The organism is Saccharopolyspora hordei (assembly GCF_013410345.1).
GTDB lineage: Bacteria > Actinomycetota > Actinomycetes > Mycobacteriales > Pseudonocardiaceae > Saccharopolyspora > Saccharopolyspora hordei.
In genome coordinates this window covers 4,918,344-4,942,500 of the sequence record NZ_JACCFJ010000001.1, presented here as the reverse complement: position 1 = coordinate 4,942,500, position 24,157 = coordinate 4,918,344, and the positions used below count along the sequence as shown (strand labels likewise).

19 protein-coding genes and 2 rRNA genes are annotated in these 24,157 nt (G+C 70.8%); 10 read left to right on the top strand and 11 right to left on the bottom strand.

Annotated features, from left to right (window positions below):
• The first annotated feature begins 15 nt into the window (after nucleotides 1-15).
• The 6 genes from HNR68_RS22645 to HNR68_RS22620 all read left to right on the top strand — a co-directional run bounded on the left by HNR68_RS22645 (nucleotide 16) and on the right by HNR68_RS22620 (nucleotide 9,178).
• A 23S ribosomal RNA gene (locus HNR68_RS22645) occupies nucleotides 16-3,096 on the top strand.
• A gap of 127 nt (nucleotides 3,097-3,223) precedes the next feature.
• Nucleotides 3,224-3,340 (top strand): 5S ribosomal RNA (gene rrf, locus HNR68_RS22640).
• 240 nt (nucleotides 3,341-3,580) lie between these two features.
• Complete coding sequence (locus tag HNR68_RS22635; RefSeq protein ID WP_179723761.1) at nucleotides 3,581-4,333, top strand: type 1 glutamine amidotransferase; 753 nt, start codon at nucleotides 3,581-3,583, stop codon at nucleotides 4,331-4,333.
• Nucleotides 4,334-4,385: 52 nt separating this feature from the next.
• The gene (locus HNR68_RS22630; protein ID WP_179723760.1) at nucleotides 4,386-7,424 is read left to right on the top strand and encodes a bifunctional [glutamine synthetase] adenylyltransferase/[glutamine synthetase]-adenylyl-L-tyrosine phosphorylase; all 3,039 of its coding nucleotides are present in this window, start codon (nucleotides 4,386-4,388) and stop codon (nucleotides 7,422-7,424) included.
• Between the two features lie 139 nt (nucleotides 7,425-7,563).
• A complete protein-coding gene (locus HNR68_RS22625; protein ID WP_218888396.1) occupies nucleotides 7,564-8,157 on the top strand; it encodes a class I SAM-dependent methyltransferase in 594 nt (197 codons plus the stop codon).
• 160 nt (nucleotides 8,158-8,317) lie between these two features.
• The gene (locus tag HNR68_RS22620; protein WP_179723759.1) at nucleotides 8,318-9,178 is read left to right on the top strand and encodes an SMP-30/gluconolactonase/LRE family protein; all 861 of its coding nucleotides are present in this window, start codon (nucleotides 8,318-8,320) and stop codon (nucleotides 9,176-9,178) included.
• Nucleotides 9,179-9,238: 60 nt separating this feature from the next.
• Here HNR68_RS22620 and glnA read toward each other — a convergent pair whose 3' ends face one another.
• Complete coding sequence (glnA, locus tag HNR68_RS22615; RefSeq protein WP_179723758.1) at nucleotides 9,239-10,663, bottom strand: type I glutamate--ammonia ligase; 1,425 nt, start codon at nucleotides 10,661-10,663, stop codon at nucleotides 9,239-9,241.
• Between the two features lie 217 nt (nucleotides 10,664-10,880).
• On the opposite strand from glnA, the gene HNR68_RS22610 reads away from it, so the two are divergent.
• Nucleotides 10,881-11,348 carry an RDD family protein gene (locus tag HNR68_RS22610; RefSeq protein WP_343050336.1) on the top strand — a complete coding sequence of 156 codons (468 nt, stop codon included), beginning with the start codon at nucleotides 10,881-10,883 and terminating at the stop codon, nucleotides 11,346-11,348.
• A 60-nt stretch (nucleotides 11,349-11,408) separates the two neighbouring features.
• On the opposite strand, the gene HNR68_RS22605 is transcribed toward HNR68_RS22610, so the two are convergent.
• The 3 genes from HNR68_RS22605 to HNR68_RS22595 form a co-directional block, all read right to left on the bottom strand.
• Nucleotides 11,409-12,137, bottom strand: coding sequence for a DUF4191 domain-containing protein (locus HNR68_RS22605; RefSeq protein WP_179723757.1), 729 nt, complete (start codon nucleotides 12,135-12,137; stop codon nucleotides 11,409-11,411).
• A 118-nt stretch (nucleotides 12,138-12,255) separates the two neighbouring features.
• A complete protein-coding gene (lipA, locus tag HNR68_RS22600) occupies nucleotides 12,256-13,257 on the bottom strand; it encodes a lipoyl synthase (protein WP_179723756.1) in 1,002 nt (333 codons plus the stop codon).
• Nucleotides 13,258-13,329: 72 nt separating this feature from the next.
• Nucleotides 13,330-14,256: an oxidoreductase gene (locus HNR68_RS22595; protein ID WP_179723755.1), complete on the bottom strand. Its 927-nt coding sequence runs from the start codon at nucleotides 14,254-14,256 to the stop codon at nucleotides 13,330-13,332.
• Between the two features lie 80 nt (nucleotides 14,257-14,336).
• Between HNR68_RS22595 and HNR68_RS22590 the strand changes: the two genes are divergently transcribed.
• Entirely contained in the window at nucleotides 14,337-15,185 is an 849-nt protein-coding gene (locus tag HNR68_RS22590) for a hypothetical protein (protein ID WP_179723754.1), read from the top strand.
• On the opposite strand, the gene HNR68_RS22585 is transcribed toward HNR68_RS22590, so the two are convergent.
• Nucleotides 15,186-15,659 (bottom strand): hypothetical protein, encoded by a 474-nt coding sequence (locus HNR68_RS22585; RefSeq protein WP_179723753.1) that lies wholly within the window; start codon nucleotides 15,657-15,659, stop codon nucleotides 15,186-15,188.
• A 99-nt stretch (nucleotides 15,660-15,758) separates the two neighbouring features.
• On the opposite strand from HNR68_RS22585, the gene HNR68_RS22580 reads away from it, so the two are divergent.
• Together HNR68_RS22580 and HNR68_RS22575 are read left to right on the top strand one after the other, a co-directional pair.
• Entirely contained in the window at nucleotides 15,759-16,358 is a 600-nt protein-coding gene (locus HNR68_RS22580; RefSeq protein ID WP_179723752.1) for a TetR/AcrR family transcriptional regulator, read from the top strand.
• Between the two features lie 47 nt (nucleotides 16,359-16,405).
• Nucleotides 16,406-17,350 (top strand): TIGR03560 family F420-dependent LLM class oxidoreductase, encoded by a 945-nt coding sequence (locus tag HNR68_RS22575; protein ID WP_179723751.1) that lies wholly within the window; start codon nucleotides 16,406-16,408, stop codon nucleotides 17,348-17,350.
• 42 nt (nucleotides 17,351-17,392) lie between these two features.
• On the opposite strand, the gene HNR68_RS22570 is transcribed toward HNR68_RS22575, so the two are convergent.
• The 6 genes from HNR68_RS22570 to lpdA all read right to left on the bottom strand — a co-directional run bounded on the left by HNR68_RS22570 (nucleotide 17,393) and on the right by lpdA (nucleotide 24,024).
• Nucleotides 17,393-17,863 carry a helix-turn-helix domain-containing protein gene (locus HNR68_RS22570; protein ID WP_179723750.1) on the bottom strand — a complete coding sequence of 157 codons (471 nt, stop codon included), beginning with the start codon at nucleotides 17,861-17,863 and terminating at the stop codon, nucleotides 17,393-17,395.
• 14 nt (nucleotides 17,864-17,877) lie between these two features.
• The gene (locus tag HNR68_RS22565; protein WP_179723749.1) at nucleotides 17,878-18,984 is read right to left on the bottom strand and encodes a serine hydrolase; all 1,107 of its coding nucleotides are present in this window, start codon (nucleotides 18,982-18,984) and stop codon (nucleotides 17,878-17,880) included.
• Between the two features lie 69 nt (nucleotides 18,985-19,053).
• Nucleotides 19,054-19,800, bottom strand: coding sequence for a lipoyl(octanoyl) transferase LipB (gene lipB, locus HNR68_RS22560; protein WP_179723748.1), 747 nt, complete (start codon nucleotides 19,798-19,800; stop codon nucleotides 19,054-19,056).
• Nucleotides 19,801-19,866: 66 nt separating this feature from the next.
• The gene (locus HNR68_RS22555) at nucleotides 19,867-20,751 is read right to left on the bottom strand and encodes a TIGR01777 family oxidoreductase (protein ID WP_179723747.1); all 885 of its coding nucleotides are present in this window, start codon (nucleotides 20,749-20,751) and stop codon (nucleotides 19,867-19,869) included.
• Nucleotides 20,752-20,865: 114 nt separating this feature from the next.
• Nucleotides 20,866-22,596 carry a 2-oxoglutarate dehydrogenase, E2 component, dihydrolipoamide succinyltransferase gene (sucB, locus tag HNR68_RS22550; RefSeq protein WP_179723746.1) on the bottom strand — a complete coding sequence of 577 codons (1,731 nt, stop codon included), beginning with the start codon at nucleotides 22,594-22,596 and terminating at the stop codon, nucleotides 20,866-20,868.
• 57 nt (nucleotides 22,597-22,653) lie between these two features.
• Entirely contained in the window at nucleotides 22,654-24,024 is a 1,371-nt protein-coding gene (gene lpdA, locus HNR68_RS22545) for a dihydrolipoyl dehydrogenase (protein WP_179723745.1), read from the bottom strand.
• Between the last annotated feature and the right edge of the window lie 133 nt (nucleotides 24,025-24,157).

Sequence of the window (24,157 nt, the reverse complement as noted above, 5' to 3'; positions counted from 1 at the left end):
GCGAGCATCTTTGTGTTTCAAGTTGTGTAGGGCACATGGTGGATGCCTGGGCACCAGGGGCCGATGAAGGACGTGGGAGGCCGCGATAGTCCTCGGGGAGTTGTCAACCGAGCTGTGATCCGAGGGTGTCCGAATGGGGTAACCCAGCCCGAGTGATGTCGGGTTACCAGCGCCTGAATGTATAGGGTGTTGGGGGGAACGCGGGGAAGTGAAACATCTTAGTACCCGTAGGAAGAGAAAACACTGGTGATTCCGTGAGTAGTGGCGAGCGAAAGCGGAGGAGGCTAAACCGTGCGCGTGGGATACCTGGTAGGGGTTGCGTGTGCGGGGTTGTGGGGCACTGCTGGGTGGGTCTACCAGCCCGCCAGCACTGTTGCTGCGTGTTAGTCGAACAGGTTGGGATGCCTGACCGGAGTGGGTGAGAGTCCCGTAGGCGAAAATGCGTGGTGGGTGTGTGGTGGTGTTCCCGAGTAGCAGCGTTTCCGTGGAGGGCGCTGTGAATCTGGCGGGACCACTCGCTAAGCCTAAATACTTCCTGGTGACCGATAGTGGATGAGTACCGTGAGGGAATGGTGAAAAGTACCCCGGGAGGGGAGTGAAAGAGTTCCTGAAACCGTGTGCCTGCAATCCGTCAGAGCCTTTTGTGGGTGATGGCGTGCCTTTTGAAGAATGAGCCTGCGAGTTACTGCTGCGTGGCGAGGTTAACCTGTTGTGGGGTAGCCGGAGCGAAAGCGAGTCTGAAGAGGGCGTTGAGTCGCGTGGTGTAGACCCGAAGCGGGGTGATCTACCCATGGCCAGGGTGAAGCGCGGGTAAGACCGTGTGGAGGCCCGAACCCACCAGGGTTGAAAACCTGGGGGATGAGTTGTGGGTAGGGGTGAAAGGCCAATCAAACTCCGTGATAGCTGGTTCTCCCCGAAATGCATTTAGGTGCAGCGTCACGTTTTCTGCTTGGGTGGGGTAGAGCACTGGTTGGTTGATGGGCCTTCGCGGGTTACTGAGATCAGCCAAACTCCGAATACGCTTGAGTTTGAGCGTGGCAGTGAGACGGTGGGGGAGAAGCTTCATCGTCGAGAGGGAAACAGCCCAGAGCATCGGCTAAGGCCCCTAAGTGTGCGCTTAGTGGGAAAGGATGTGGGATCGCTGAGACAACCAGGAGGTTGGCTTAGAAGCAGCCATCCTTGAAAGAGTGCGTAATAGCTCACTGGTCAAGTGGTCCTGCGCCGACAATGTAGCGGGGCTGAAGCGTACCGCCGAAGCCATGCCAAGAGCACTGTTTGGTGTTGTTGGGTAGGGGAGCGTCCTGCATGCGGTGAAGCCATGGTGTGAACCGGTGGTGGAGTGTGTGGGAGTGAGAATGCAGGCATGAGTAGCGAGTGAAGAGTGAGAATCTCTTCCGCCGGATGACCAAGGGTTCCTGGGGAAGGTTCGTCCGCCCAGGGTGAGTCGGGGCCTAAGGCGAGGCCGACAGGCGTAGTCGATGGATAACGGGTTGATATTCCCGTACCCGTGCGCATGCGTCCATAACGAATCCCTTGAGACTAACCATCCGCTTGGTTGCTGATTCTTCGGATGATGTTTCCGGGTGCATGGGACCTGATGGGGTAGTAGTTAAGTGATGGGGTGACGCAGGAGGGTAGCTCTGCCAGTGAGTGGTTGTACTGGTGTAAGCCTGTAGCCCGGTGTGTAGGGAAATCCGCATGCCGTGTGGGTGAGGGGTGATGCGTAGCCGTTGTGGTGAAGTGAGTGATCCCATGCTGCCGAGAAAAGCCTCTAGCGAGTGTGTGCACGGCCCGTACCCGAAACCGACACAGGTGGTCAGGTAGAGAATACCGAGGCGGTCGGGTGAACTGTGGTTAAGGAATTCGGCAAATTGCCCCCGTAACTTTGGGAGAAGGGGGGCCACTGCTGGTGATCCCACGTGCTGGGGGAGCTGGTGGTGGTCGCAGAGGCCAGGGAGAAGCGACTGTTTACTAAAAACACAGGTCCATGCGAAGCTGTAAGGCGATGTATATGGACTGACGCCTGCCCGGTGCTGGAACGTTAAGAGGACCCGTGAACCCCTTTTGGGGTGTAGCGGAGAATTTAAGCGCCAGTAAACGGCGGTGGTAACTATAACCATCCTAAGGTAGCGAAATTCCTTGTCGGGTAAGTTCCGACCTGCACGAATGGCGTAACGACTTCTCCGCTGTCTCGACCACAGGCCCGGTGAAATTGCAGTACGAGTAAAGATGCTCGTTTCGCGCGGCAGGACGGAAAGACCCCGGGACCTTTACTACAGCTTGGTATTGGTGTTTGGTTCGGCTTGTGTAGGATAGGTGGGAGACTGTGAAGCTCTGACGCTAGTTGGGGTGGAGTCGTTGGTGAAATACCACTCTGGTCGTTCTGGGCATCTAACTCGGGTCCGTGATCCGGATCGGGGACAGTGCCTGGTGGGTAGTTTAACTGGGGCGGTTGCCTCCTAAAGGGTAACGGAGGCGCCCAAAGGTTCCCTCAGCCTGGTTGGCAATCAGGTGTTGAGTGTAAGTGTATAAGGGAGCTTGACTGTGAGACTGACGGGTCGAGCAGGTGCGAAAGCAGGGACTAGTGATCCGGCACTGGCTGGTGGAAGCGGTGTCGCTCAACGGATAAAAGGTACCCCGGGGATAACAGGCTGATCTTGCCCAAGAGTCCATATCGACGGCATGGTTTGGCACCTCGATGTCGGCTCGTCGCATCCTGGGGCTGGAGTTGGTCCCAAGGGTTGGGCTGTTCGCCCATTAAAGCGGCACGCGAGCTGGGTTTAGAACGTCGTGAGACAGTTCGGTCCCTATCCGCCGCGCGCGTAGGAGACTTGCGGAAGGCTGTCCCTAGTACGAGAGGACCGGGATGGACGAACCTCTGGTGTGCCAGTCGTTCTGCCAAGGGCGTGGCTGGTTGGCTATGTTCGGGAGGGATAACCGCTGAAAGCATCTAAGCGGGAAGCCTGTTCCTAGATGAGGTCTCCCACCCTGTGATAGGGGTAAGGCCCCCAAGAGATGATTGGGTTGACAGGCCAGAGATGGAAGCACAGTAATGTGTGGAGTTGACTGGTGCTGATAGGCCGAGGACTTGTTACATGAAGATGTTGCGCACTCACTATACGGTGTCTGGGACAGCAACCAGGTGCCCTGCTTGATAACCGAACATGGTTTGTTGTTGGTGACCCTGAGGTTTCCCCGCACGTGGGTGTGGGGTGTGAGGGTTGTCGGTGGCGATAGCGGGGAGGGTCCGCCCGGTCCCATTCCGAACCCGGTAGCTAAGCTCCCCAGCGCTGATGGTACTGCACTCGGTAGGGTGTGGGAGAGTAAGACACCGCCGACACATTACTTGGAGAGAAGGCTCTCTCCTTCCTGACGGATTGCGGTCGGGAAGGAGAGAGCCTTTTTCGTTGATCCACACACACGCCGAAGGCCTCCCCCTTTTTTTGTGCCCGTTTTGTGTGTGCCTGCCTGGTCCGTGGTCGCGCCGGCGGACAGTGTGATGCCGGGCGGTGGTCGGTTCCGCGTTCGAGGAAGATCAGCCGGGCTGGGGTCCCGGGCTGTGGCGTCGTAGGCTGGCCGCATGGGTGGTGTGCGGATCCTCGTCGTGCAGCCGTCGCAGTCGGACCCTCCGGGGCCGCTCGGCGAGTGGCTGGTGGCTGCAGGTGCCGAGGTCGACGTGGTGCTGCCGTCCGAGCAGGCGTTGCCCGCGGACTTCAGCGCGCACCAGGGGATGGTCGTGCTGGGCGGTGAGATGGGTGCCTACGACGACGCCACGCACCCCTGGCTCGCCGACGTCCGGGCGCTGCTCAGCAAGGCGGTGAGCGAGCGGCTTCCGGTGTTGGCGGTGTGCTTGGGCGCCCAACTGCTCGCAGCTGCGACCGGCGGACAGGTGCGGGCCGCGCGCAAGGGGCCGGAGGCCGGCACGCTGCTCGTCGCGAAGCGGGACGTGGCGGCGGAAGACCCGCTGTTCGGCCCGGTCCCGCTGACCCCCGACGTCCTGCAGTTCCACTCCGACGAGGTGGCGGTCCTGCCGCCGTCGGCACAGCTGCTGGCCTCCTCCCCGAAGTGCGAGAACCAGTTGTTCCGCGTCGGCGACTGCGCCTACGGCATGCAGTTCCACATCGAGACCACGACCGACCTGGTGCTGCGGTGGGCCGACATCGCGCCGGACGTGGCGGCCGCTGCACGGCCGGGCCAGCTCGATCCGGAGCACCTCGACGAGTTCCACGCGGACCTGGCCGAGACCTGGCAACCGGTGGTGGAACGCTTCGTGCGGTTCGTGGGCACACCGCCGGAAGACCGTCGGGCCAGCAGGTTCCTGCCGTTGGCGTGATCCTCATCAGATCGGGTCCGCGTCGGCGCGCGGCTCGGACTACTGTCGAGCAATGGCCAACAGCAACTCGTCGCGCTCGGGTTCGGTGCCGTCTCCCGCTCGCTATGGGTTCACCGACGCGCCACGTGCTGAGGCCCAGCTGAGACGTGCCGGGTGGTGGTCGGACCGCGGTCCGGGGGCAGCCGAGCCGATCGTGACCGCGCTGTCGCGCACTCCGGACCCCGACCTGGCGCTGCATTCCCTGGACCGCATCCAGGACGCCGACGAGGCCGGCTGGGCGGAGCTCGCGCAGGCACTGGCGGACGACCGGGAACTGCGCGCGCGGCTCCTCGGCGTGCTCGGCAGCTCCACCGCGTTCGCCGACCACCTCGCGGCGCACCCGGAGGAGTGGCAGCGGCTGCGCTCGGGCGTGACCCCACCGAGCACGCTGGAAGAACGGACGTCGGTGCTCCTGGCCGCGGTGGGCGCCGACGGCGACGGCGCCCCGGGAACGCCGGGCGGGCCCGTCGCGGCACTGCGCGGGTCCGAGGCGGTCAGCGCGCTGCGCCGGGCCTACCGCGGTCTGCTCATGGACGTCGCCGGGCAGGACATGGCCCCCGTCGTCGACCCGTCGCTGCCGAGCGTGCCCTACGAGGAGGTGGCCGCGACGTTGTCCGATGCCGCGGTCGCGGCGCTGCGGGCGGCGTTGTCCGTCGCGGTCGCCGAGCTGCAGCAGTCCGGTGTGGACGAGGTGCCGCGGCTCGCGGTGATCGCGATGGGCAAGTGCGGCGGCCGGGAGCTGAACTACGTCAGCGATGTCGACGTCGTGTTCGTCGCCGACCAGGAGTCGGACATCCCCACCGCGACCCGGCTGGCCAGCCTGGTGATGCGCGTGGCCGGCTCCGCGTTCTTCGAGGTGGACGCGGCGCTGCGCCCGGAGGGCAAGTCGGGTGCGCTGGTGCGCACCCTCGACGGCCACCTCAGCTACTACCGCCGCTGGGCGCGCACGTGGGAGTTCCAGGCCCTGCTCAAGGCCAGGCCGGTCGCCGGGGACGCCGCGCTCGGGGCCGACTACCTCGCCGCGGTGCAGCCGCTGGTGTGGACGGCGGCGGAGCGCGAGGGCTTCGTCGCCGACGTGCGGTCGATGCGGCGCCGGGTCGAGGACCACGTCCCGTCCGAGATCTCCGAGCGGGAGCTGAAACTGGGGCGCGGCGGTCTGCGCGACGTGGAGTTCGCGGTGCAGCTGCTGCAGATGGTCCACGGCCGCAGCGACACCTCGCTCCGGCTCACGTCCACGTTGGACGCTCTGCGTGCCCTGGGGGAGGGCGGGTACGTGGCCCGCAGCGACGCGGCGGACCTGGTGGACTCCTACCGGTTCCTGCGCACGCTCGAGCACCGGCTGCAGCTGCGGCAACTGCGCCGCACCCACCTGTTCCCGGCCTTCGACGACGCCGAAGCGCTGAACGTGCTGTCCCGGGCCGTCGGGCTGCGCGCCAGCGGCCGGAGCACCGCGGCGCAGGTGCTGGTGTCGGAGTTCCGACGGCACAGCAACCGGGTCCGCCGACTGCACGAGAAGCTGTTCTACCGCCCGCTGCTGGAGGCGGTCGCGAAGGTGCCCACCGCGGCGCTGCGCCTGACCACGTCCGCGGCCGTGGAACGCCTCGCCGCGCTCGGCTACACCTCGCCGGAGGGGGCGTTGCGCCACATCGGTGCATTGACCTCCGGTGTGTCCCGGCGGGCCAGCATCCAGGGCACGCTGTTGCCGATGCTGCTGGACCTGTTGGCGAACACGCCCGACCCGGACGGCGGGCTGCTCGCGTACCGCAAGGTGTCCGAGGCGTTGGCCGAAACCCCGTGGTACCTGCGGTTGTTGCGGGACGAGGGGGTGGTGGCGGAGCGGCTGGCGCAGTTGCTCGGCACCTCGAAGCTGGTCCCGGAGCTGCTGGTGCGGGCGCCGGAGGTGCTGCGGCTGCTGTCCGACACGCCCGCACTGGCCGAGCGCGACCCGATGGAGGCGTCGGTGTCGTTGCGCAGCACCGTGGCGCGGTACTCGGAGCCGGCGCGCGCCGTCGCGGCGGCCCGCTCGCTGCGGCGGCACGAGCTGCTGCGCATCGCGTGCGGTGACCTGCTCGGCCTGGTGGAGCCGACCACGGTGTTCCAGGCGCTGTCGAACATCTGGGTCGCGGTGCTGGAGTCGGCCCTGGACGTGTCGGTCCGGGACACCGCCCGGACGACCGGCGAGCCCCCGGCACGGATCGCGGTGATCGGGATGGGGCGCCTGGGCGGTGCCGAGCTCGGCTACGGGTCCGACGCGGACGTGATGTTCGTGTGCGAGCCGGTGGAGGGCTCGGACGACGCGGCCGCGGTGCGGTTCGCGACGGCGGTGGTGGAGCAGGTGCGGCGGTTGCTGGGCGCGCCGAGCCAGGACCCGCCGCTGGAGGTCGACATCGACCTGCGGCCGGAGGGCCGCCAGGGACCGCTGGTGCGCACGCTGGACTCCTACCTGTCGTACTACCGGCGGTGGGGCGAGGTGTGGGAGGCGCAGGCGCTGCTGCGGGCGCGGCACGTCGCCGGCGACCGGGAACTGGGGGAGCGGTTCTGCCGGGCCATCGACCCGGTCCGGTACCCGGAGGGCGGGCTGGACGAGGCCAAGGCCCGGGAGATCCGCCGGATCAAGGCGCGGGTCGATTCCGAGCGGCTGCCCCGCGGCGCCGACCCGGCCACGCACACCAAGCTCGGTCGCGGTGGCCTCGCGGACGTGGAGTGGACGTTGCAGCTGCTGCAGCTGCAGCACGCGCACGAGCACCCCGGGCTGCGCACGACGTCGACGCTGGACGGGCTGCGGGCCGCCACGGACGCCGGGCTGCTCGACGCCGAGGACGCCGACCAGCTGGCGCAGGCCTGGACGCTGGCGATGCGGGTGCGCAACGCGGTGATGCTGGTCCGCGGCAAGCCGGGGGACCAGCTGCCCCGGCAGTCGCGGGAGTTGAACGCGGTGGCCGCCGCGCTGGGCTACCCGGCGGAGGTGGACACCGGGGAGGTCGTCGACGACTACCTCCGCGTCACCCGGCACGCCCGCGCCGTCGTGGAGCGCGTGTTCTACGGGGAGTGAGGCACGTTCGGCGCAGACTGGGCCGAAGGTCGTTGGGGGGAGCGGCGGAGCCAGGCGCCGGTTCGCGGGAGACGCTGCGCCGCAACCGGTTTCGGCGCTCCCGTGGTGACGGGGCGGACTCGCGGCAGCGGGCCCGGTCATGGCGTCCACGGACATCGACGACGTCGTCGGCTACTGGGACCGCGACGCCCGCCGGGACGGCGACCGCGTGTCGCACGAGGCCTTCGGCTGGACCCAGTACGACGGGCGCGGTCCCGGGGCCGAACCGCTCGGGGGCCCGCGGTCGGCGCTGGAGCTCGGTTCGGGGCGCGGCGACGCGGTCGCGGCGCTGGCCGCCCAGGGCGTCGACGCCACCGGCGTCGACCTCTCCGGCGAGCACCACCGCCTCGCCCTCCGGACCTGGGGCGGGCTGCCGGGTGCGCACGTCGTGCACGGTCAGGGGCGCGCTGTGGTTCACCGACCCCCGCCGCCTGCTGCCGCTGGTGCGCGCCCGCGTGGCGCCCGGCGGGCGTTCTCCCACGCCCCCGCCGTCCCCGGCTCCCACGGGGTCCAGGGCATGTGCGGCGACGGCTTCACCGGCCGCCAGGTGTGGATCCACCGGTGGGCCCACGAACCCGGCACCTGGGCCGACCTGCTCACCGAGCACGGCTTCACCGACGTGCGCGTCTGGGTCGAGCCGGCCCCCGAACCCGACCACGTCGGCACCCTCATCGGCACCGCGCGCAGGGGATGACCGCGCCGCCGCAGGGTGCCCGGCGGGGAGCGTGACGGGACGCGGTCGGACAGCGCGCAACGGGTGGTCCCTGCGCGGACCCGGTCGGCGGTCCCGCGTCGCGGTGATCGTCAGTACTCTGCGTGCAGGGGAAGCGACGGCGGCGAACAGGGGACTGCCGATGTCCGAGGACTTCGAGGTGCTCGTCGACAGGCAGGCGCTGTGCGGGGCGAGCCCGCTGTGGATGCCCGCGCTCAACAGCGTGCACTGGGTGGACCCGCTGCGCCGGGAGCTGCACACCTACCACCGGGATTCCGGCGCGGACGAGGTCCGGGTGCTGCCGGAGCCGGTGACGGCGCTGGGTGCGACGCGGCACGGGCAGCTGATCGCCGCCGCGGGGCGCGGGTTCGCCCGCGTGCACCTCGCGCGCGCGGCCCTGGAGCCGGTGGTCCAGGTGCGCAACGGCGACCGCACGGGCATCGGCGCCTGCGACCCGGTGGGCCGGTTCGTGGCCGGCACCCAGACCTACTCGCGCGAGCTGCAGGCCAGCGGGCTGTACGTGCTGGACGGGGACCGGGCGCGGTTGCTGGTCGACGGGGTGACCGCGGCCGGTGGCGTGGCCTGGAGCCCGGACGGCAGCCGGATGTACCTGGTCGACGCGCGCACCATCTCGGTCTACGACTACGACCCGGAGCGGGCGCTGGCGACCGCGGGGCGGCAGTGGGTGGTGTGCGGTGAGGCGGAGGGCGACCCCGAGGGCATCGCGGTGGACGCCGAGGGCTGCGTGTGGGTCGCGATGCACTGGACCGGGCGGATCCACCGCTACGCGCCCACCGGGGACCTCGAGACCGTCCTGTGGGCGCCGACCCGCAGGATCACCAGCCTCGCCTTCGGCGGGCCCCGGCTGGAGGAGATGTACGTGACCTCCGCCTGCTACGGCTACGACGAGCTGGCGTTCCTCGAGGACCCCTGCGCGGGGGCGCTGCTGCGCTTCCGGCCCGGCGTGCCCGGCGCGGCGCTCACCCCCTGGCGGGGGATCTGACCCACGACGCGGAGCGGGGCGGGGACCGGAGTCCCCGCCCCGCTCGTCAACGGCGGACCGTCACACGTCGAAGTACAGCGAGAACTCGTGCGGGTGCGGCCGCAGGCGGATCGGGTCGATCTCGTTCTCGTGCTTCAGGTTGATCCAGGTCTCGACCAGGTCCGGCGTGAACACGCCGCCCTCGAGCAGGAAGTCGTGGTCGGCTTCCAGGTTGTCGATGACCTTGGCCAGGCTGTCCGGCACGGTCGGCACGTTCTTGGCCTCTTCCGGCGGCAGCTCGTAGAGGTCCTTGTCGATCGGGTCGGCCGGCTCGATCTTGTTCTTGATGCCGTCCAGACCGGCCATCATCATCGCGGCGAACGCCAGGTACGGGTTGCCGGACGGGTCCGGGCAGCGGAACTCGACGCGCTTGGCCTTCGGGTTCGCACCGGTGATCGGGATGCGCATGCAGGCCGACCGGTTGCGCTGCGAGTACACCAGGTTCACCGGAGCCTCGAAGCCCGGCACCAGGCGGTGGTAGGAGTTCACCGTCGGGTTGGTGAAGGCCAGCAGGCTCGGCGCGTGGTGCAGGATGCCGCCGATGTAGTGGCGCGCCATGTCCGACAGGCCGGCGTAGCCGGACTCGTCGTAGAACAGCGGGCTGCCGTCCTTCCACAGCGACATGTGGCTGTGCATGCCGGAGCCGTTGTCACCGAACAGCGGCTTGGGCATGAACGTCACGGTCTTGCCGTTCTGCCACGCGGTGTTCTTGATGATGTACTTGAACAGCTGCAGGTCGTCGGCGGCGTGCAGCAGGGTGTTGAACTTGTAGTTGATCTCGGCCTGGCCACCGGTGCCGACCTCGTGGTGCGCCCGCTCGATGGTGAAGCCGGAGTTGATCAGCTGGGTGACCATCTGGTCGCGCAGGTCCGCGAAGTGGTCGTACGGCGAGACCGGGAAGTACCCGCCCTTCATGCGGGTCTTGTAGCCGCGGTTGCCGCCCTCCTCGTCGCGGCCGGTGTTCCACCAGCCCTCGATCGAGTCGACCTCGGCGAAGGTCTTGTTCGGGGCCTCGCCGAACTTGACCGAGTCGAAGATGTAGAACTCGGCCTCGGCCCCGAAGAACGCGGTGTCGGCGATGCCCGACTCCTTGAGGTACTCCTCCGCCTTGCGCGCGATGTTGCGCGGGTCACGGCTGTAGGGCTCCAGCGTGAACGGGTCGTGCACGAAGAAGTTCAGGATGAGCGTCTTCTCGGCCCGGAAGGGGTCGATCCGCGCGGTGTACGGGTCGGGCAGCAGCAGCATGTCCGACTCGTGGATGGACTGGAAGCCACGCACGGACGAGCCGTCGAAGGCCAGCCCCTCGGTGAAGGCGTCCTCGTCGAACGCCGCGGCGGGCACGGTGAAGTGCTGCATCACGCCCGGCAGGTCGCAGAACCGGACATCGACGAACTTCACGCCTTCGTCAGCGATGAAGCGCAGGACCTCGTCAGGATTCTTGAACAAGCTCGGTGGCTCCTTCAGCACTCGTACAGCTCACCGACGCCACGTCGCACGTCCGCCGCCGGCTCGAGTCTCACGGTATGTCGGCGGTGTTGCCCCGTCGCTACCCGAATGTTTCGCAGGCGTTAACGACGACCCGATCGGGTGGTTGAGGTTGCGCTCAGCGGCCCATCGTGGTGCTCCGAGGGTATCAGCGAGACCGCGACGTACCCTGGTTGACGTGCGAAGAGTCGGAAGCTGGCTGGACGGCCCACGGGCCGCGCTGAACAACCTGCGCGAGCAGGCGAACGAAGAACGACCCCAGTGGCGCGGGCAGAACCTGGGGTTGCCCGAGCGCGGACCCGGTTCGGCGGCGCCGGCGGGCAGGCGTCTGGGCGCGTTCCTCATCGACATCGTGCTGGCCGCGCTGGTCGCCGCGCTGTTCACCATGCCGGACTACCCGGAGAACTGGAGCCTGGTGGCCTGGGCGGCCATCACGGTGATCCCGGTGAGCTTCTTCGGCGCCACGCCGGGCATGGTGGCGCTGGGGATCTGGGTGGCGCGCGTCGACGGCGCCACCATGGTGGGGCCGTGGCGCGCCTTGGTGCGCTGCGTGCTGACCGCGTTGATCATCCCCGCCGTGGTGTGGAACTTCGACAACCGCTCCTGGCACGACCGCCTCACCGGCACCATCGTGCTGCGCCGCTGAGCGGGCCGACGAAGCAGAGCGGGCCCGGGGTGCGTCCCCGGGCCCGCTCTCTCGTCCGGGTCAGCGCGCTCGGCGCACCGCGCGCTGGACGTTGCGCATCCGGGCGCCCTGCGGGATCGGGCCCTTCGGCATCGCGCTGTTGCGGTTGGCCAGCGCCGCGAGCCGGTTCTCCAGCGAGTCGATCTGCGCCGGGCCGATGTTGCGCGGCAGCTTCATGATGCGCTGCTGCAGCTTGGACAGCGGGACCTGGCCCTCCTCGTTGCCCACCACGATCTCGTAGATCGGGGTCTCGCCGACGAGCCGGGCGACGCGCTTCTTCTCCTGCGACATCAGCTGCTTGACCCGGTGCGGGGCACCCTCGCCCACCAGCACGATGCCGGGGCGGCCGATCAGCCGGTGCACGGCGTCGAGCTGGGCGGTGCCGGCGACGGCCTGGTTCAGCACCCAGCGCCCGCGCAGGTTGTCCAGCGCCCACCCGGCCGCACCCGGTTGGCCCTCGGCCTTGCGGAAGACGCTCGCCTGCACGCGGCGGCCGAAGAGGATCACCGCGCCCAGCAGCCCGAAGGCCAGCCCCACCGGGAGGAACACCCAGTGCAGCCCCCAGATCATGCCCAGCAGGAAGACCACGGCGGTCACGCCGAGGAACACGCCGAGCATCAGCGGGAGGAGGAGCTTGTCCTCCCGGCGCTGCATGGTGAACACCTCGAGGATCTGCTTGAAGCGTCCCTGAGATGCCTTGCGCCGTTCTTTGGCCGCCGCTTTCTTGGCGGCCTTGTCCTCCTTGGCCATGGGTTCCAGGATACGGCGCTGGCCGCGGCGGGTGCAGACACGGTCCCGGATGCGCCGAGCGCCAGGCGCGTGCACGCCGGATCGACGTGCTCGCGCCTGGCGTCGGAGGCGGGTCGCGTCAGCGGGAGAGGAGGCTGGTGGCCTCCTGGGCCGCGGTGCCCTCCTTGGCCAGGTGGGCCAGGTTCTCCGGGAGGGGCATGCCGCGGTGCACGGTCGCCTTCGCGTACAGCCGACCCGCGCGGTAGCTGGAGCGCACCAGCGGTCCGGCCATCACGCCGGGGAAGCCGATCTCCTCGGCCGCCTTGGTGTGCTCGACGAACTCCTCCGGCTTGACCCACCGGTCCACCGGGTGGTGCCGCGGGCTGGGGCGCAGGTACTGGGTGATGGTGATGATGTCGCAGCCGGCGTCGCGCAGGTCCTGCAGCGCCGGCCGCACCTCCTCCGGGGTCTCGCCCATGCCGAGGATGAGGTTCGACTTGGTCACCAGACCCGCGTCCCGCGCCTCGCTGATGACCTTCAGCGACCGCTCGTAGCGGAAGCCCGGCCGGATCCGGCGGAACACGCGCGGCACGGTCTCCAGGTTGTGCGCGAGCACCTCCGGGCGGGAGCTGAAGACCTCGGCCAGCTGGTCCGGGTCGGCGTTGAAGTCCGGGATCAGCAGCTCCACACCCGTGCCCGGGTTGAGCTCGTGGATCTGCCGCACCGTCTCGGCGTACAGCCACGCCCCACCGTCGGGCAGGTCGTCACGGGCGACACCGGTGACGGTCGAGTAGCGCAGGCCCATGGCCTGCACCGACTCGGCGACCCGGCGCGGCTCCTCGACGTCCAGCGCGGCAGGCTTGCCGGTGTCGATCTGGCAGAAGTCGCAGCGGCGGGTGCACTGGTCCCCGCCGATGAGGAACGTCGCTTCGCGGTCCTCCCAGCACTCGAAGATGTTGGGGCAGCCCGCCTCCTCGCAGACGGTGTGCAGCCCCTCGCGGCGGACCAGGCCCTTGAGCTCCTGGTACTCGGGCCCCATCCGCGCGCGGGTCTTGATCCACGACGGCTTCTTCTCGATCGGGGTCTGGCTGTTGCGGGCCTCCAACCGCAGCAGCTTGCGACCCTCCGGCGCCACAGTCACGCGCCCCAGGCTACGCCTCCGGGGCTGGCGTGGTCATCTCGCTCCGGGTGGAGAATCCGCTGGTGAGCTGGGTCACGACCAGTCCGGCGCGATGCCGGTCTGCTCGATGGTGACCTCCCACAGCCGCTCGGCGGTGCGGGCGTCCTGCGCGGCCCGGCTCGGGCGGACGCGGCTCGGGTGCCCGCGCATCTCCCCGAGCCGGCTGGGGCCGAAGTAGTCGCCGCCGCGGACGCCCCGTGCGGTGGCGGCGAAGAGCTGCGGCAGCGCGCCCCGCTCGGCGGGCTGGGTGAACAGCCGGGTGACGGCACCGACGGCGTCGCGCACCGGACCGGGCAGCGCGTACGTCCGGGCGGTGTTGCGGGTCAGCTCCGTGCCGGCCACGCCCGGGTGCGCGGCGACGCTGACCAGGTCGCGCCCGGCGCGCTGCGCCTCCCGGTCGAGCCACAGCATGAACAGCAGGTTGGCCAGCTTCGACTGGCTGTAGGCCCGGGTCGGGGTGTAGCGGCGGCGGGTGAAGTGGAGGTCGTCGAGGTCCAGTCCGCCGCCGCGGTGGGCGAGGCTCGACACCGTCACCACGCGCGCGCCGGCGCGCAGCGCCGGCAGGAGCAGCCAGGTCAGCGCGGCGTGCCCGAAGTGGTTGGTGCCGATCTGCAGCTCGAAGCCGTCCCGCGTGCGGCGGTGGGGCGTGGCCATCACCCCGGCGTTGTTCATCAGGACGTCCAGGCCGTCGGTGCGCGTGCGGACCTCCTCGGCGGCCCGGCGCACCGAGGCGAGGTCGGCGAGGTCCAGCTCGACGAGCTCGGGTGCCGTGGTCGCGGTGCGGGAGACCTCGGCGAGCGCGGCGCGGCCCTTCTCGGCGTCGCGGCAGGCGATGAGCACGTGGGCGCCGCGTTCGGCGAGGGCCTGTGCGCTGCGGAGTCCCAGGCCCGAGTTGGCGCCCGTGATCAGCACGGTCCGCCCGGTCTGGTCGGGGATGTCGGCTGCGGTCCACCTCGTCATGCCTGGAACTTACTCCGGGTAGGTTCGCTGTTCCAGAGGGGCTGGTGATCTTGGGCAGGGATACTGCTCCCGTGGTGGCGATGTCGTGGAGCGTGCACGTCCGGTGGGCTCCGTGGTCCCGTGTGCTGCGCCTGCGCCTGGCGGGCGACCGGTGGCCGCGGCTGAGCGAAGGACCGGTCTCGGTGGCGCTGCGGCTCGCCTGGTTCCCGCTGCTCGGCGTGGTGCTGCTCGGGTGCTGGCTGGAACTGCTCCTCGTGCTCGCGCTGATGCCGTTCGTGCTGCTCGTCCGGGCGCTCGAGGGGAGCTGGCGGGTGGAGGTGAGCGCCCACGGGTGCCGCGTCGGGGTCGTGCGCGTGAGCAGCTTCGCCGCCGCCCGTCGCGTGCGCCGCGCGCTGCGCGAGCACCTGGAGCGCCGGGGTGGCCTCGACGGCGTGGCGGAGCTGCTGGCGGAGGAGCGCGCGGAGCTCACCCCGGTGGCGGTCTCCCCGCGACGCTGGCGGCTGGTCGAGAAGCGGCTGAGCCCCTACGGGCGGCGGCGCTGGTTCCTGTGGCGGCGGAGGATGTCGTTCGAGGCCGCGCTGGACAGCCTGCCCAGCGGGGTCGGGGACGACCCGATCTCCGCGATCATCGTGGTCCCGTTCCTGCTCTGGTCCGCGGTCCTGTCCGCCGGCGCGACGCTGGAACTGGCGGCGCAGCTCGTGCTGCTGCCGTTCGTCGTCCTGCTCCGGCTCTGCCGCGTGCTGCCCTGGCCGGTGGAGCTGGTCCGGCGGGACTCCGTCGAGCCGTCGGCGATGGTCCCGGCGTGGTCGGCGTCGGTGCGCGCGCGACGCGAGCTCACTGCCGCGCACGCCGTCCGGCTACCGGTGCCGGACCTGCGGCCGGCCCAGGCGACCGCAGCGCTGGCGCGGCCCCAGCCGCGCTCGTGCTGATCAGCGCAACGACAGCAGGCGGGGCCTGCGGGGCTTGCTCGGTGTGGCGCGGACCAGCTGGAGGAAGGCCTGGCCGACGCGGGCGACCTCCGACTCCGGCTCGTCGTGCTCGGCCAGGCCGGTGGCCAGCGCGAGCATGCGGTGCTCGCGCGCGACGGCGCTGCGCAGCGCCGGGTCCGCCTGGTGCCGGTCGAGCAGCTCCCGCAGTTCCGGGTTCGCCGCTGCGGTGCGCCGCCAGGCCTCGGTGACCGCCTGGATCCGGTCGCCGTGCGCGGCGTCGGCGGTCTCGGCGAGCGCGACCTCGATCCGGCCGATGAGCTGCTGCGTCCACTTGCACTGCAGAGCGCGCAGCAGCTCGGTGGTGTCGGTGAAGGGCGCGGGGACCTCGTCGAGCGCTCCGCTCGGGTCGCGGCGGGCGTTGTCCAGGACGGTGGCGATCGCGTGCTGCCGCTGGCGGAAGTCGTTCCAACCCATGTTCGCTCTCCTACCCTGGGTGTGCGGCATACCGAGAGTATGTCGGTGTACCCAGGGTACCACGCCTCCGTACCGTCGGTATGTCTTAGTGTTGTGCCCATGGCAACAGCTCGACCGCGACGTGTGGAGTACTCGGAGACCACCCGCAAGGCGCTGGTGGACTCCGCCGTTGAGCTGTTCACCGAGCACGGCTACGCGGGCACCTCGCTGGAGGAGATCGCCAAGCGCGCTCGGGTGACCAAGGGCGCGCTCTACCACCACTTCGGCGGCAAGCAGGCGCTGTTCGAAGCGGCCTTCGACGCGGTGGAGACCGGCGTCGTCGCGCGGCTGGCCGAGGTGCTGTCCGGGGCCGGGGACCAGTGGCAGGCCACCCGTTCCGGGCTGAGCGCCTTCCTGGAGGTCTGCCTGGAGCCGTCCTACCAGCGCATCGTCGTCCAGGACGGGCCCGCGGTGATGGGCTGGGAGCGCTGGCGGGCGGCCGAGGAGTCCTACACCTTCGGGGTGGTCCGGACCGTGGTCGCCGGGCTGGTCGAGTCGGGGTCGATCGACCCGCTGCCGGTGGACGCGCTGGCCCGCGTGGTGTTCGGCGCGCTGTCGGCGGGCGCCACCGCCATCGCCGGCTCGGACTCGCCGCAGCAGGCGAAGGTGGAGGTCGAGGCCTGCGTGCGGCGGGTCCTGGAGGGACTGCGGCCGCGCTGAGCGGAGCGGGCGGCGAGTCCGCGGCCGCTTCACTAGCCTCGGGAACCGTGACCGAGAACTTCACGTTGCGGATCTTCACCGAGCCCCAGCAGGGGGCGACCTACGACGACCTGCTGCGGGTCGCCAAGCACGCGGAAGCGACCGGCTTCGACGCGTTCTTCCGCTCCGACCACTACCTCAAGATGGGTGAGGTGACCGGCGAACCCGGCCCGACCGACGCCTGGGTGACGCTGGCCGGCCTGGCCCGGGAGACCACCCGGCTGCGGCTGGGCACGCTGATGACCGCGGCCACCTTCCGGCTGCCCGGCCCGCTGGCGATCGCCGTGGCGCAGGTGGACCAGATGTCCGGCGGCCGCGTCGAGTTCGGCATCGGCAGCGGGTGGTACCAGGAGGAGCACACCGCCTACGGCATCCCGTTCCCCTCACTGGGGGAGCGGTTCGACCGCTACGCGGAACAGCTCGAGATCATCACCGGGCTCTGGGCCACGCCGCCCGGCGAGACGTTCCGGTTCGACGGCGAGCACTACCAGCTGTCCGAGTCGCCCGCGCTGCCCAAGCCGGTGCAGCAGCCGCGGCCGCCGGTGCTGATCGGCGGGATGGGCAAGAAGCGCACGCCGGCCCTGGCCGCGCGCTTCGCCGACGAGTTCAACCTGCCGTTCGTCGACGTCGACACGGCCGCCGCGCAGTTCGAGCGGGTCGACGCGGCGTGCGAGGCCATCGGGCGCGACCCCGGAGAGATCGTGCGCTCGGCGGCGCTGGTGCTGTGCGTCGGCAGGGACGAGAAGGAGATCGCCCGCCGCGCCGAGGCCATCGGCCGCGAGGTCGACGAGGTGCGGCTCAACGGGTTGGCCGGCAGCCCGGCCGAGGCGGTCGACAAGATCGGCACCTGGCGCGAGCGCACCGGCATCAGCCGGCTGTACCTGCAGGTGCTGGACCTCTCCGACCTGGACCACCTGGACCTGGTCGCCGACGAGGTCGCGCGCCAGCTCTGAGCGCGGCACGGCCCGTCGGCGACCGGCGGGCCGTGCGCCGCGTCAGGGGCGGAGCTGCCCGGCGACGTCGGCGGCCGCGGTGAGCAGGACCAGCGCGGGGATCGTGGCCTGGGCGCGGAGCCGGTAGGTGCCGCGCCCGTCCTGCTCGACGAGCCCGCAGCCGGTCAGGCTCTTGAGGTGGTGGTAGAGCTGGCCGGTGGAGCTCAGCCCCGCCGCCTCCTGCAGCGCCGCGGTGTGCTGGGGGCCGGACCCGGCGAGCAGCCGCACGATCGCGGCCCGCGCCGGGTGGCCCAGCGCGGCGAGCACGTCGGTGCGCGGGCCGTCCGGCAGGGCGAGGACCCCCGCCGGGTCGACCTGGATCTGCCACTCCAGCTCGGCCGGTTCGACGAGCTTGCCCTGGTACTGCACGACCCCGCCGCTGGGCTCGACCGGTTCGGCGCGTTGCGCGCCCTCCAGCGCCGCGACGCGGCGTTCCAGCGCTTCGATCCGCTGCTGCACGTCCTCCGAGTCCACGGGACGAGCTTCTCTCAGCCCGCCAGCGCCCGTGCGAGCCGGTCCCGCCAGTCCGGTCGCTCCGCCGCCAGCAGCAGCGGGAGACCGGGGTCGCCGCTGGTGAGCTGCTCCGGGGAGATGCCGCCGTGCGCGAGCAGCGCCCCGGACGCGGTGGTCCCGTCGGCGCGGCGGACGGTGAGCCCGCAGGTCAGGACACCGGGCAGGCTGCCGCCCTTCACGCCGATCCCCACCACGCCCGGCGGCAGGTGACCGCTGAGCGGTCGCTCCAGGTGCGGGCGCGCCACCGCCGCCGCCTCGGGCGGGAACTCGTCGGTGGCGATCGCGCGGTGCAGCGCGGCGAGCTGGGCGGCGGTCGCCGACATCGTCCGGTCGGCCCAGGCCACCTGCTGCTCGTAGGGAGGGAGCCCGCCCTGCAGGAGCCGGTCCAGCACGCGGTCGCGCAGCCGGGCGTCGGTGCTGAACCGGCGTTCCAGCCGGTGGCCCCAGGCGCGGCGGGCGGGTGTCGGCAGGTGGGCGGGCGGGGCGAACTCCGGCAGCACGAACAGGTACTCCGCGCACATCGAGCGGAGGTCGGGCCGGTGCCAGCCGCCCGCGGCCGCCGCCGCGTGCAGCGCGTCCTCGCCGAGCCGCTCACGCAGGTAGTCCGGGACCGCGCTGTCGCTGAACAGCACCATCACCGCGACCATGTCGTCCAGCCGCACCCGGTGCTCGGGGTCGGCGGCGCGCAGGCCGGTCGCGTCGAGGCCGACGCCCAGGTGCTCGAGGGCGTGGACGTGCGCCAACCCGTCGGTGGGCACGTAGAAGCGCTCCCAGTCGCCGACGCGGACCTGCTCCTGCGGGTCCAGCCGTCCCTCGGCGACCGCGGTGGAGTAGGCGGCGAGGTGGACGACCTTGACCGCGGAGGCGAGCGGCTGGGCGGCGTGCGGGCGGTGCACCAGGCGGTGGCCGCGGCCGTCGTCCAGGACGAGGCCGAGCCCGTCGCGGTGCGCGCTGATCCAGTCCAGCCAGCCCTCCGCGGTCGCCAGGTCCGGCGGTGCGGGCTGGGCGAGTGCGCGGGGCGCGAGCAGCAGCGGGGTCGTCGCCGCTGCGGCAGCGAGCAGGTGTCGTCGGGACAGCAGCATGCTCCACTCCTCCAGTAGTTCCGTAATTACGGAATTCTAGAGAAGTGGAGCTCTGTTGTCAGGCGGTCGTCAGCGCAAGCTGGGGTCCAGCGCGAGCGTCACCCCGGCCGCGCTGGCCTCCGAGCGCGGGATGTTCCGCTCGGTGACCGGCAGCCGGCCGTCCAGCGCGTCCAGCACGCCCCGCTCGACCAGCGGGAACGCCTCGGAGGTCGGCACGTCCCGGCCGAGCTCGGCGGACAGCGAGGTGGTGCCCGCGTCGCTGATGCCGCACGGCACGATCCGGTCGAACTCGCGCAGGTCGGCGTTGCAGTTCAGCTCCAGCCCGTGCATCGTGATGCCGCGCTGCACGCGGATGCCGATCGCGGCGATCTTGCGCTCCGGGCGGCCGTCGGCGGCGGGCAGCCACACCCCGCTGCGGCCCTCGACGCGGCCGGCCTCCAGCCCGAACTGGTCGCACACCCAGATCAAGCCCTGCTCGATCCGGCGCACGTAGTCGACCACGTCGATCGGGTCGGTCAGCTCGACGATCGGGTAGCCGACGATCTGCCCCGGGCCGTGCCAGGTGATCTTGCCGCCGCGGTCGACGTCGATGACCGGGGTGCCGTCGGTGGGCCGGTCCTCCGGGGCGGTGCGCTTGCCCGCCGTGTAGACCGAGGGGTGCTCCAGCAGCAGCATGGTGTCCGGGTTCCGCCCCTCGGCCCGCCCGGACGCCAGCTCCCGCTGCAGGTCCCAGGCGGAGAGGTAATCGATGGTTCCCAGGTAGCGCACGTCAACGGGGTCCGAAGAGGCGCGGCACGAAGAATTCGCACGACTCACGCGGGTCAGGCTACGCCTGCGTCCGCCGCGGCCGAAGCAGCCGCGACTGCGGGGTGCACCACGTCCTCACCCGACTGCGGCGGCCAGGGCCGCGCCGATCGCCGGGTGCTGGAAGGAGAACCCGTGCGACTCCAGGACCGTGGGCACCGCGCGCTGCCCGGCCAGCACCTGGTCGGCCAGCTCGCCGAGCGCGAGGCGCAGCGCGAAGGCCGGCACGACCCACGGCGCGGGGCGGCCCAGCGCCTCGCCGAGCGCCTTGGTGAACTCCGCGTTGGTCACCGGGTCGGGTCCGGTGAGGTTCACCGGGCCGGAGACCTCGGGGTGCTCCAGCACGAACCGGATCGCCGCCACCTCGTCGTCCAGCGAGATCCACGGCACGTACTGCGTGCCGTCGCCCAACCGCCCGCCCAGGAGCAGCCGGAACAGCGGGCGGAGCCGGCCGAGCAGCCCGCCCGACGGGGCCACCACCAAGCCGGTGCGCAGCAGCACCACCCGGGCACCCGCCTCCGCTGCGGGCGCGGTCGCGGCCTCCCAGCGCCGGCACAGGTCGGCCAGGAAGTCCTCACCCGGCGGGGCCGCCTCGGTCACCGGCTGCGAACCGGTGTCGCCGTAGTAGCCGACCGCCGAGCCGTTGGCGAGCACCGGGACCCCGGCCTCGGCCACCGCCCGGGCCAGCACCTCGGTCGGGCGGACCCGCGAGCGCACCAGCAGCCGCTTGCGCTCCGGGGTCCACCGCGCGTCGCCGACGCCCGCGCCGCAGAGGTTCACCACCGCGTCCGCGCCGTCCAGCGCGTCGGCGTCCAACCACCCGGCCTCGGGGTCCCACCCCCGCTCGTCCGGCGCGGCCGGGCTCCGCCGCACCAGCCGGACCACCTCGTGCTCGGCCGCGCGCAACCCGGCCACCAGGGACGTGCCGATCAGACCGGACGAACCGGCCACCACCACCCGCATGCTCGCATCGTGCCGCACCGGTCGGCCCGGAGCGACCTCCCCGACCGGGACAGGCACGGGACGACGAACGGCCGCCCACCGCGAGCGGTGAGCGGCCGTTCCTCGCTGGTCGGGTCAGAGACCCAGGTCGGCCTCGAAGGCGCCCTCCTCCAGCCGCTGCTTGAGCGTGGTCAGGAAGCGGGCGGCGTCCGCACCGTCGACCAGGCGGTGGTCGTAGGACAGCGCCAGGTACACCATCGAGCGGATCGCGATGGTGTCGCCGCCGTTCTCGTCGGCGACCACGACCGGGCGCTTGACGACCGCGCCGGTGCCGAGCATGCCCACCTGCGGCGGGTTCAGGATCGGCGTGTCGAACAGCGCGCCGCGGCTGCCGGTGTTGGTGATGGTGAAGGTGCCACCGGACAGCTCGTCGGGCTTGATCTTGTTGTTGCGGGTCCGCGCCGCCAGGTCGGCGATCTTGCGGGCCAGCCCGCCGAGGTTGAGGTCCCCGGCGTCGTGGATCACCGGCGAGACCAGACCGCGCTCGGTGTCCACGGCGATCGAGAGGTGCTCGGCGCCGTGGTAGGTGACTTCCTTGGTCTCGTCGTTGATCGAGGCGTTCAGCTTCGGGTGCAGCTTCAGCGCCTCGGCCGTCGCCTTGGCGAAGAACGGCAGGAACGACAGCTTGACGCCCTCGGCCGCCTCGAAGCTGGCCTTGGCGCGCTCCCGCAGCCGGGCGATGCGGGTCACGTCGACCTCGATCACCGTGGTCAGCTGCGCAGCGGTCTGCAGCGACTCCACCATCCGGCTGGCCAGCAGCTGCCGCAGGCGCGACATCTTCTGCGTGGTGCCGCGCAGCGCCTTGGCCTCCTCCGACGGCTCCACCGCCGGAGCGCTCGGCGTGGCGGCCGACGGAGCCGGCTGCTCGGCCGGGGCCGGCGCGGACTTCTTGGCGTCGATGGCGGCCTGCACGTCCTGCTTGCGGATCCGGCCGCCGACACCGCTGCCCTTGATGGTGGACAGGTCGATGCCGTGCTCGTTGGCCAGCTTGCGCACCAGCGGCGTCACGTACGGGGTGGTGCCGGACGGTGCCGCGTCGGTCTGCGCCGGAGCGGCCGGGGCCGGGGCAGCGGCGGGCGCCGGGGCCGGGGCCGCGGGCGCGGCCGGAGCCGACGGAGCAGCCGCCTGCGGGGCCTGCGGCTCGGCGGCCTGCGGAGCCGGGGGCTCGGGGGCCGGCTGCTGCGGCGCCGCGGCCGGGGCCGCCTCCGCGGAGCCGATCACGGCGAGCTTGGCGCCGACCTCGACGGTGTCGTCCTCGTTGGCCGCGATCTCCAGCAGGGTGCCCGCCGCCGGGGACGGGATCTCGGTGTCGACCTTGTCGGTGGAGACCTCGAGCAGGGGTTCGTCGACCTCGACGGTGTCGCCGACCTGCTTGAGCCACCGGGTGATGGTGCCCTCGGTGACGCTCTCACCGAGCGCGGGCATGGTCACGTCGGTGCCCTGCGCGCCGCCGGCCGGGGCGGCGGGCGCCGGAGCGGGCTGGGCCGGGGCGGGCTGCTCGGCGGCGGGGGCCGGTTCCTCGGCGGCCGGGGCGGGCTGCTCGGCCGGGGCGGGCGCCGACGCCTCGCTGGCGTCGCCGATCACGGCGAGCTCGGCGCCGATCTCGACCGTGTCGTCCTCCTTGGCGATGATCCGCTGCAGCACGCCTGCGGCGGGCGACGGGATCTCGGTGTCGACCTTGTCGGTGGAGACCTCGAGCAGGGGTTCGTCGACCTCGACGGTGTCACCCTCCTGCTTGAGCCACCGGGTGATCGTGCCTTCGGAGACGCTCTCGCCGAGCGCCGGCATCTGGACGGAGAAGGCCATCTCTCTGCTGACTCCTCGTGGGTGTGGCGGGGTGCCTGGCTGACTGCGGAGCCGACGTCAGCCGTGCACGTGCAGCGGCTTGCCGGCCAGGGCGAGGTGCGCCTCGCCCAGGGCTTCGGTCTGGGTCGGGTGGGCGTGCACCAGCGGAGCGACGTCCTCCGGCAGCGCTTCCCAGTTGTAGATCAGCTGCGCCTCGCCGATGAGCTCACCGACGCGGTCGCCGACCAGGTGCAGGCCGACGACGGGGCCGTCGGGCACGCGGACCAGCTTGACCGCGCCTTGGGTCTTGAGGATCTGGCTCTTGCCGTTGCCGGCCAGGTCGTAGGTGAAGGTCTGCACCGAGCCGTACTGCTCCTTGGCGGCGGCCTCGGTCAGGCCCACCGAGGCGACCTCGGGGTGGCAGTAGGTCACGCGCGGGATGCCGGCCTCGTCGATGGGCTGCGGGTTGAGCCCGGCGATGTCCTCGGCGATGAAGATGCCCTGCTGGAAGCCGCGGTGCGCCAGCTGCAGGCCCGGCACGATGTCACCGACCGCGTAGACGCCCGGCAGGTTGGTGCGCAGGCGCTCGTCGGTGCGGACGAAGCCGCGCTCCAGGTGCACCCCGGCCTCTTCGAAGCCGTGGCCCGCGGTGTTCGGGCCGCGGCCGACCGCGACCAGCAGCACGTCGGCGTCGAGGATGTCGCCGTTCTCCAGGCTGACCGTGACCCCGGAGTCGGTCTGCTCGGCGCCGGTGAACTTCACACCGGTCTTGAAGGTGATGCCGCGCTTGCGGAAGGCCCGCTCCAGGCGCTTGGAGACGAACTCGTCCTCGTTGGGCACCAGGTGCGGCAGGGCCTCGACGATGGTCACGTCGGCGCCGAAGGAGCGCCAGACGCTGGCGAACTCCACGCCGATCACGCCGCCGCCCAGCACCACGACCTTCTTCGGCACGAAGTCGAGGTTGAGCGCCTGCTCGCTGGTGATGATCCGCCCGCCCAGCTCCAGGCCGGGCAGCGTCTTGGAGTAGGAACCGGTGGCCAGCACCACGTTCTTGCCGGTGTAGCGGGTGCCGTTCACCTCGACGGTGTTGGCGTCGACCAGGGTGCCCGCGCCCTCGACCAAGGTCACCTTGTGCGCCTTGGCCAGGCCCTGCAGCCCCTTGTACAGGCCGGCGATGATGCCGTCCTTGTACTTGTTGACGCCGTCGATGTCGATGCCCTCGAGGGCGGTCTTCACGCCGAACTGGTCGGCATCGCGCGCGGAGTCGGCGACCTCCGCGGCGTGCAGCAGCGCCTTGGTCGGGATGCAGCCTCGGTGCAGGCAGGTGCCACCGAGCTTGTCCTTTTCGACCAGGACGACGGACAGGCCTAGCTCGGCTGCGCGGAAGGCGCAGGCGTAGCCGCCCGAACCGCCACCGAGAATGACTAGATCGGCGGACGTGTCGGTCACTTCGCACTCCTCGACAGGCATCGTGGACTCGCTGACAGCGCTTCACCGGACCGGATGGTCGGTCACGGGCACCTGGGAGCCATCTTGTCACCACGGGACACGCCGACGCGACGTGGGCTGGGTGATCTGCACT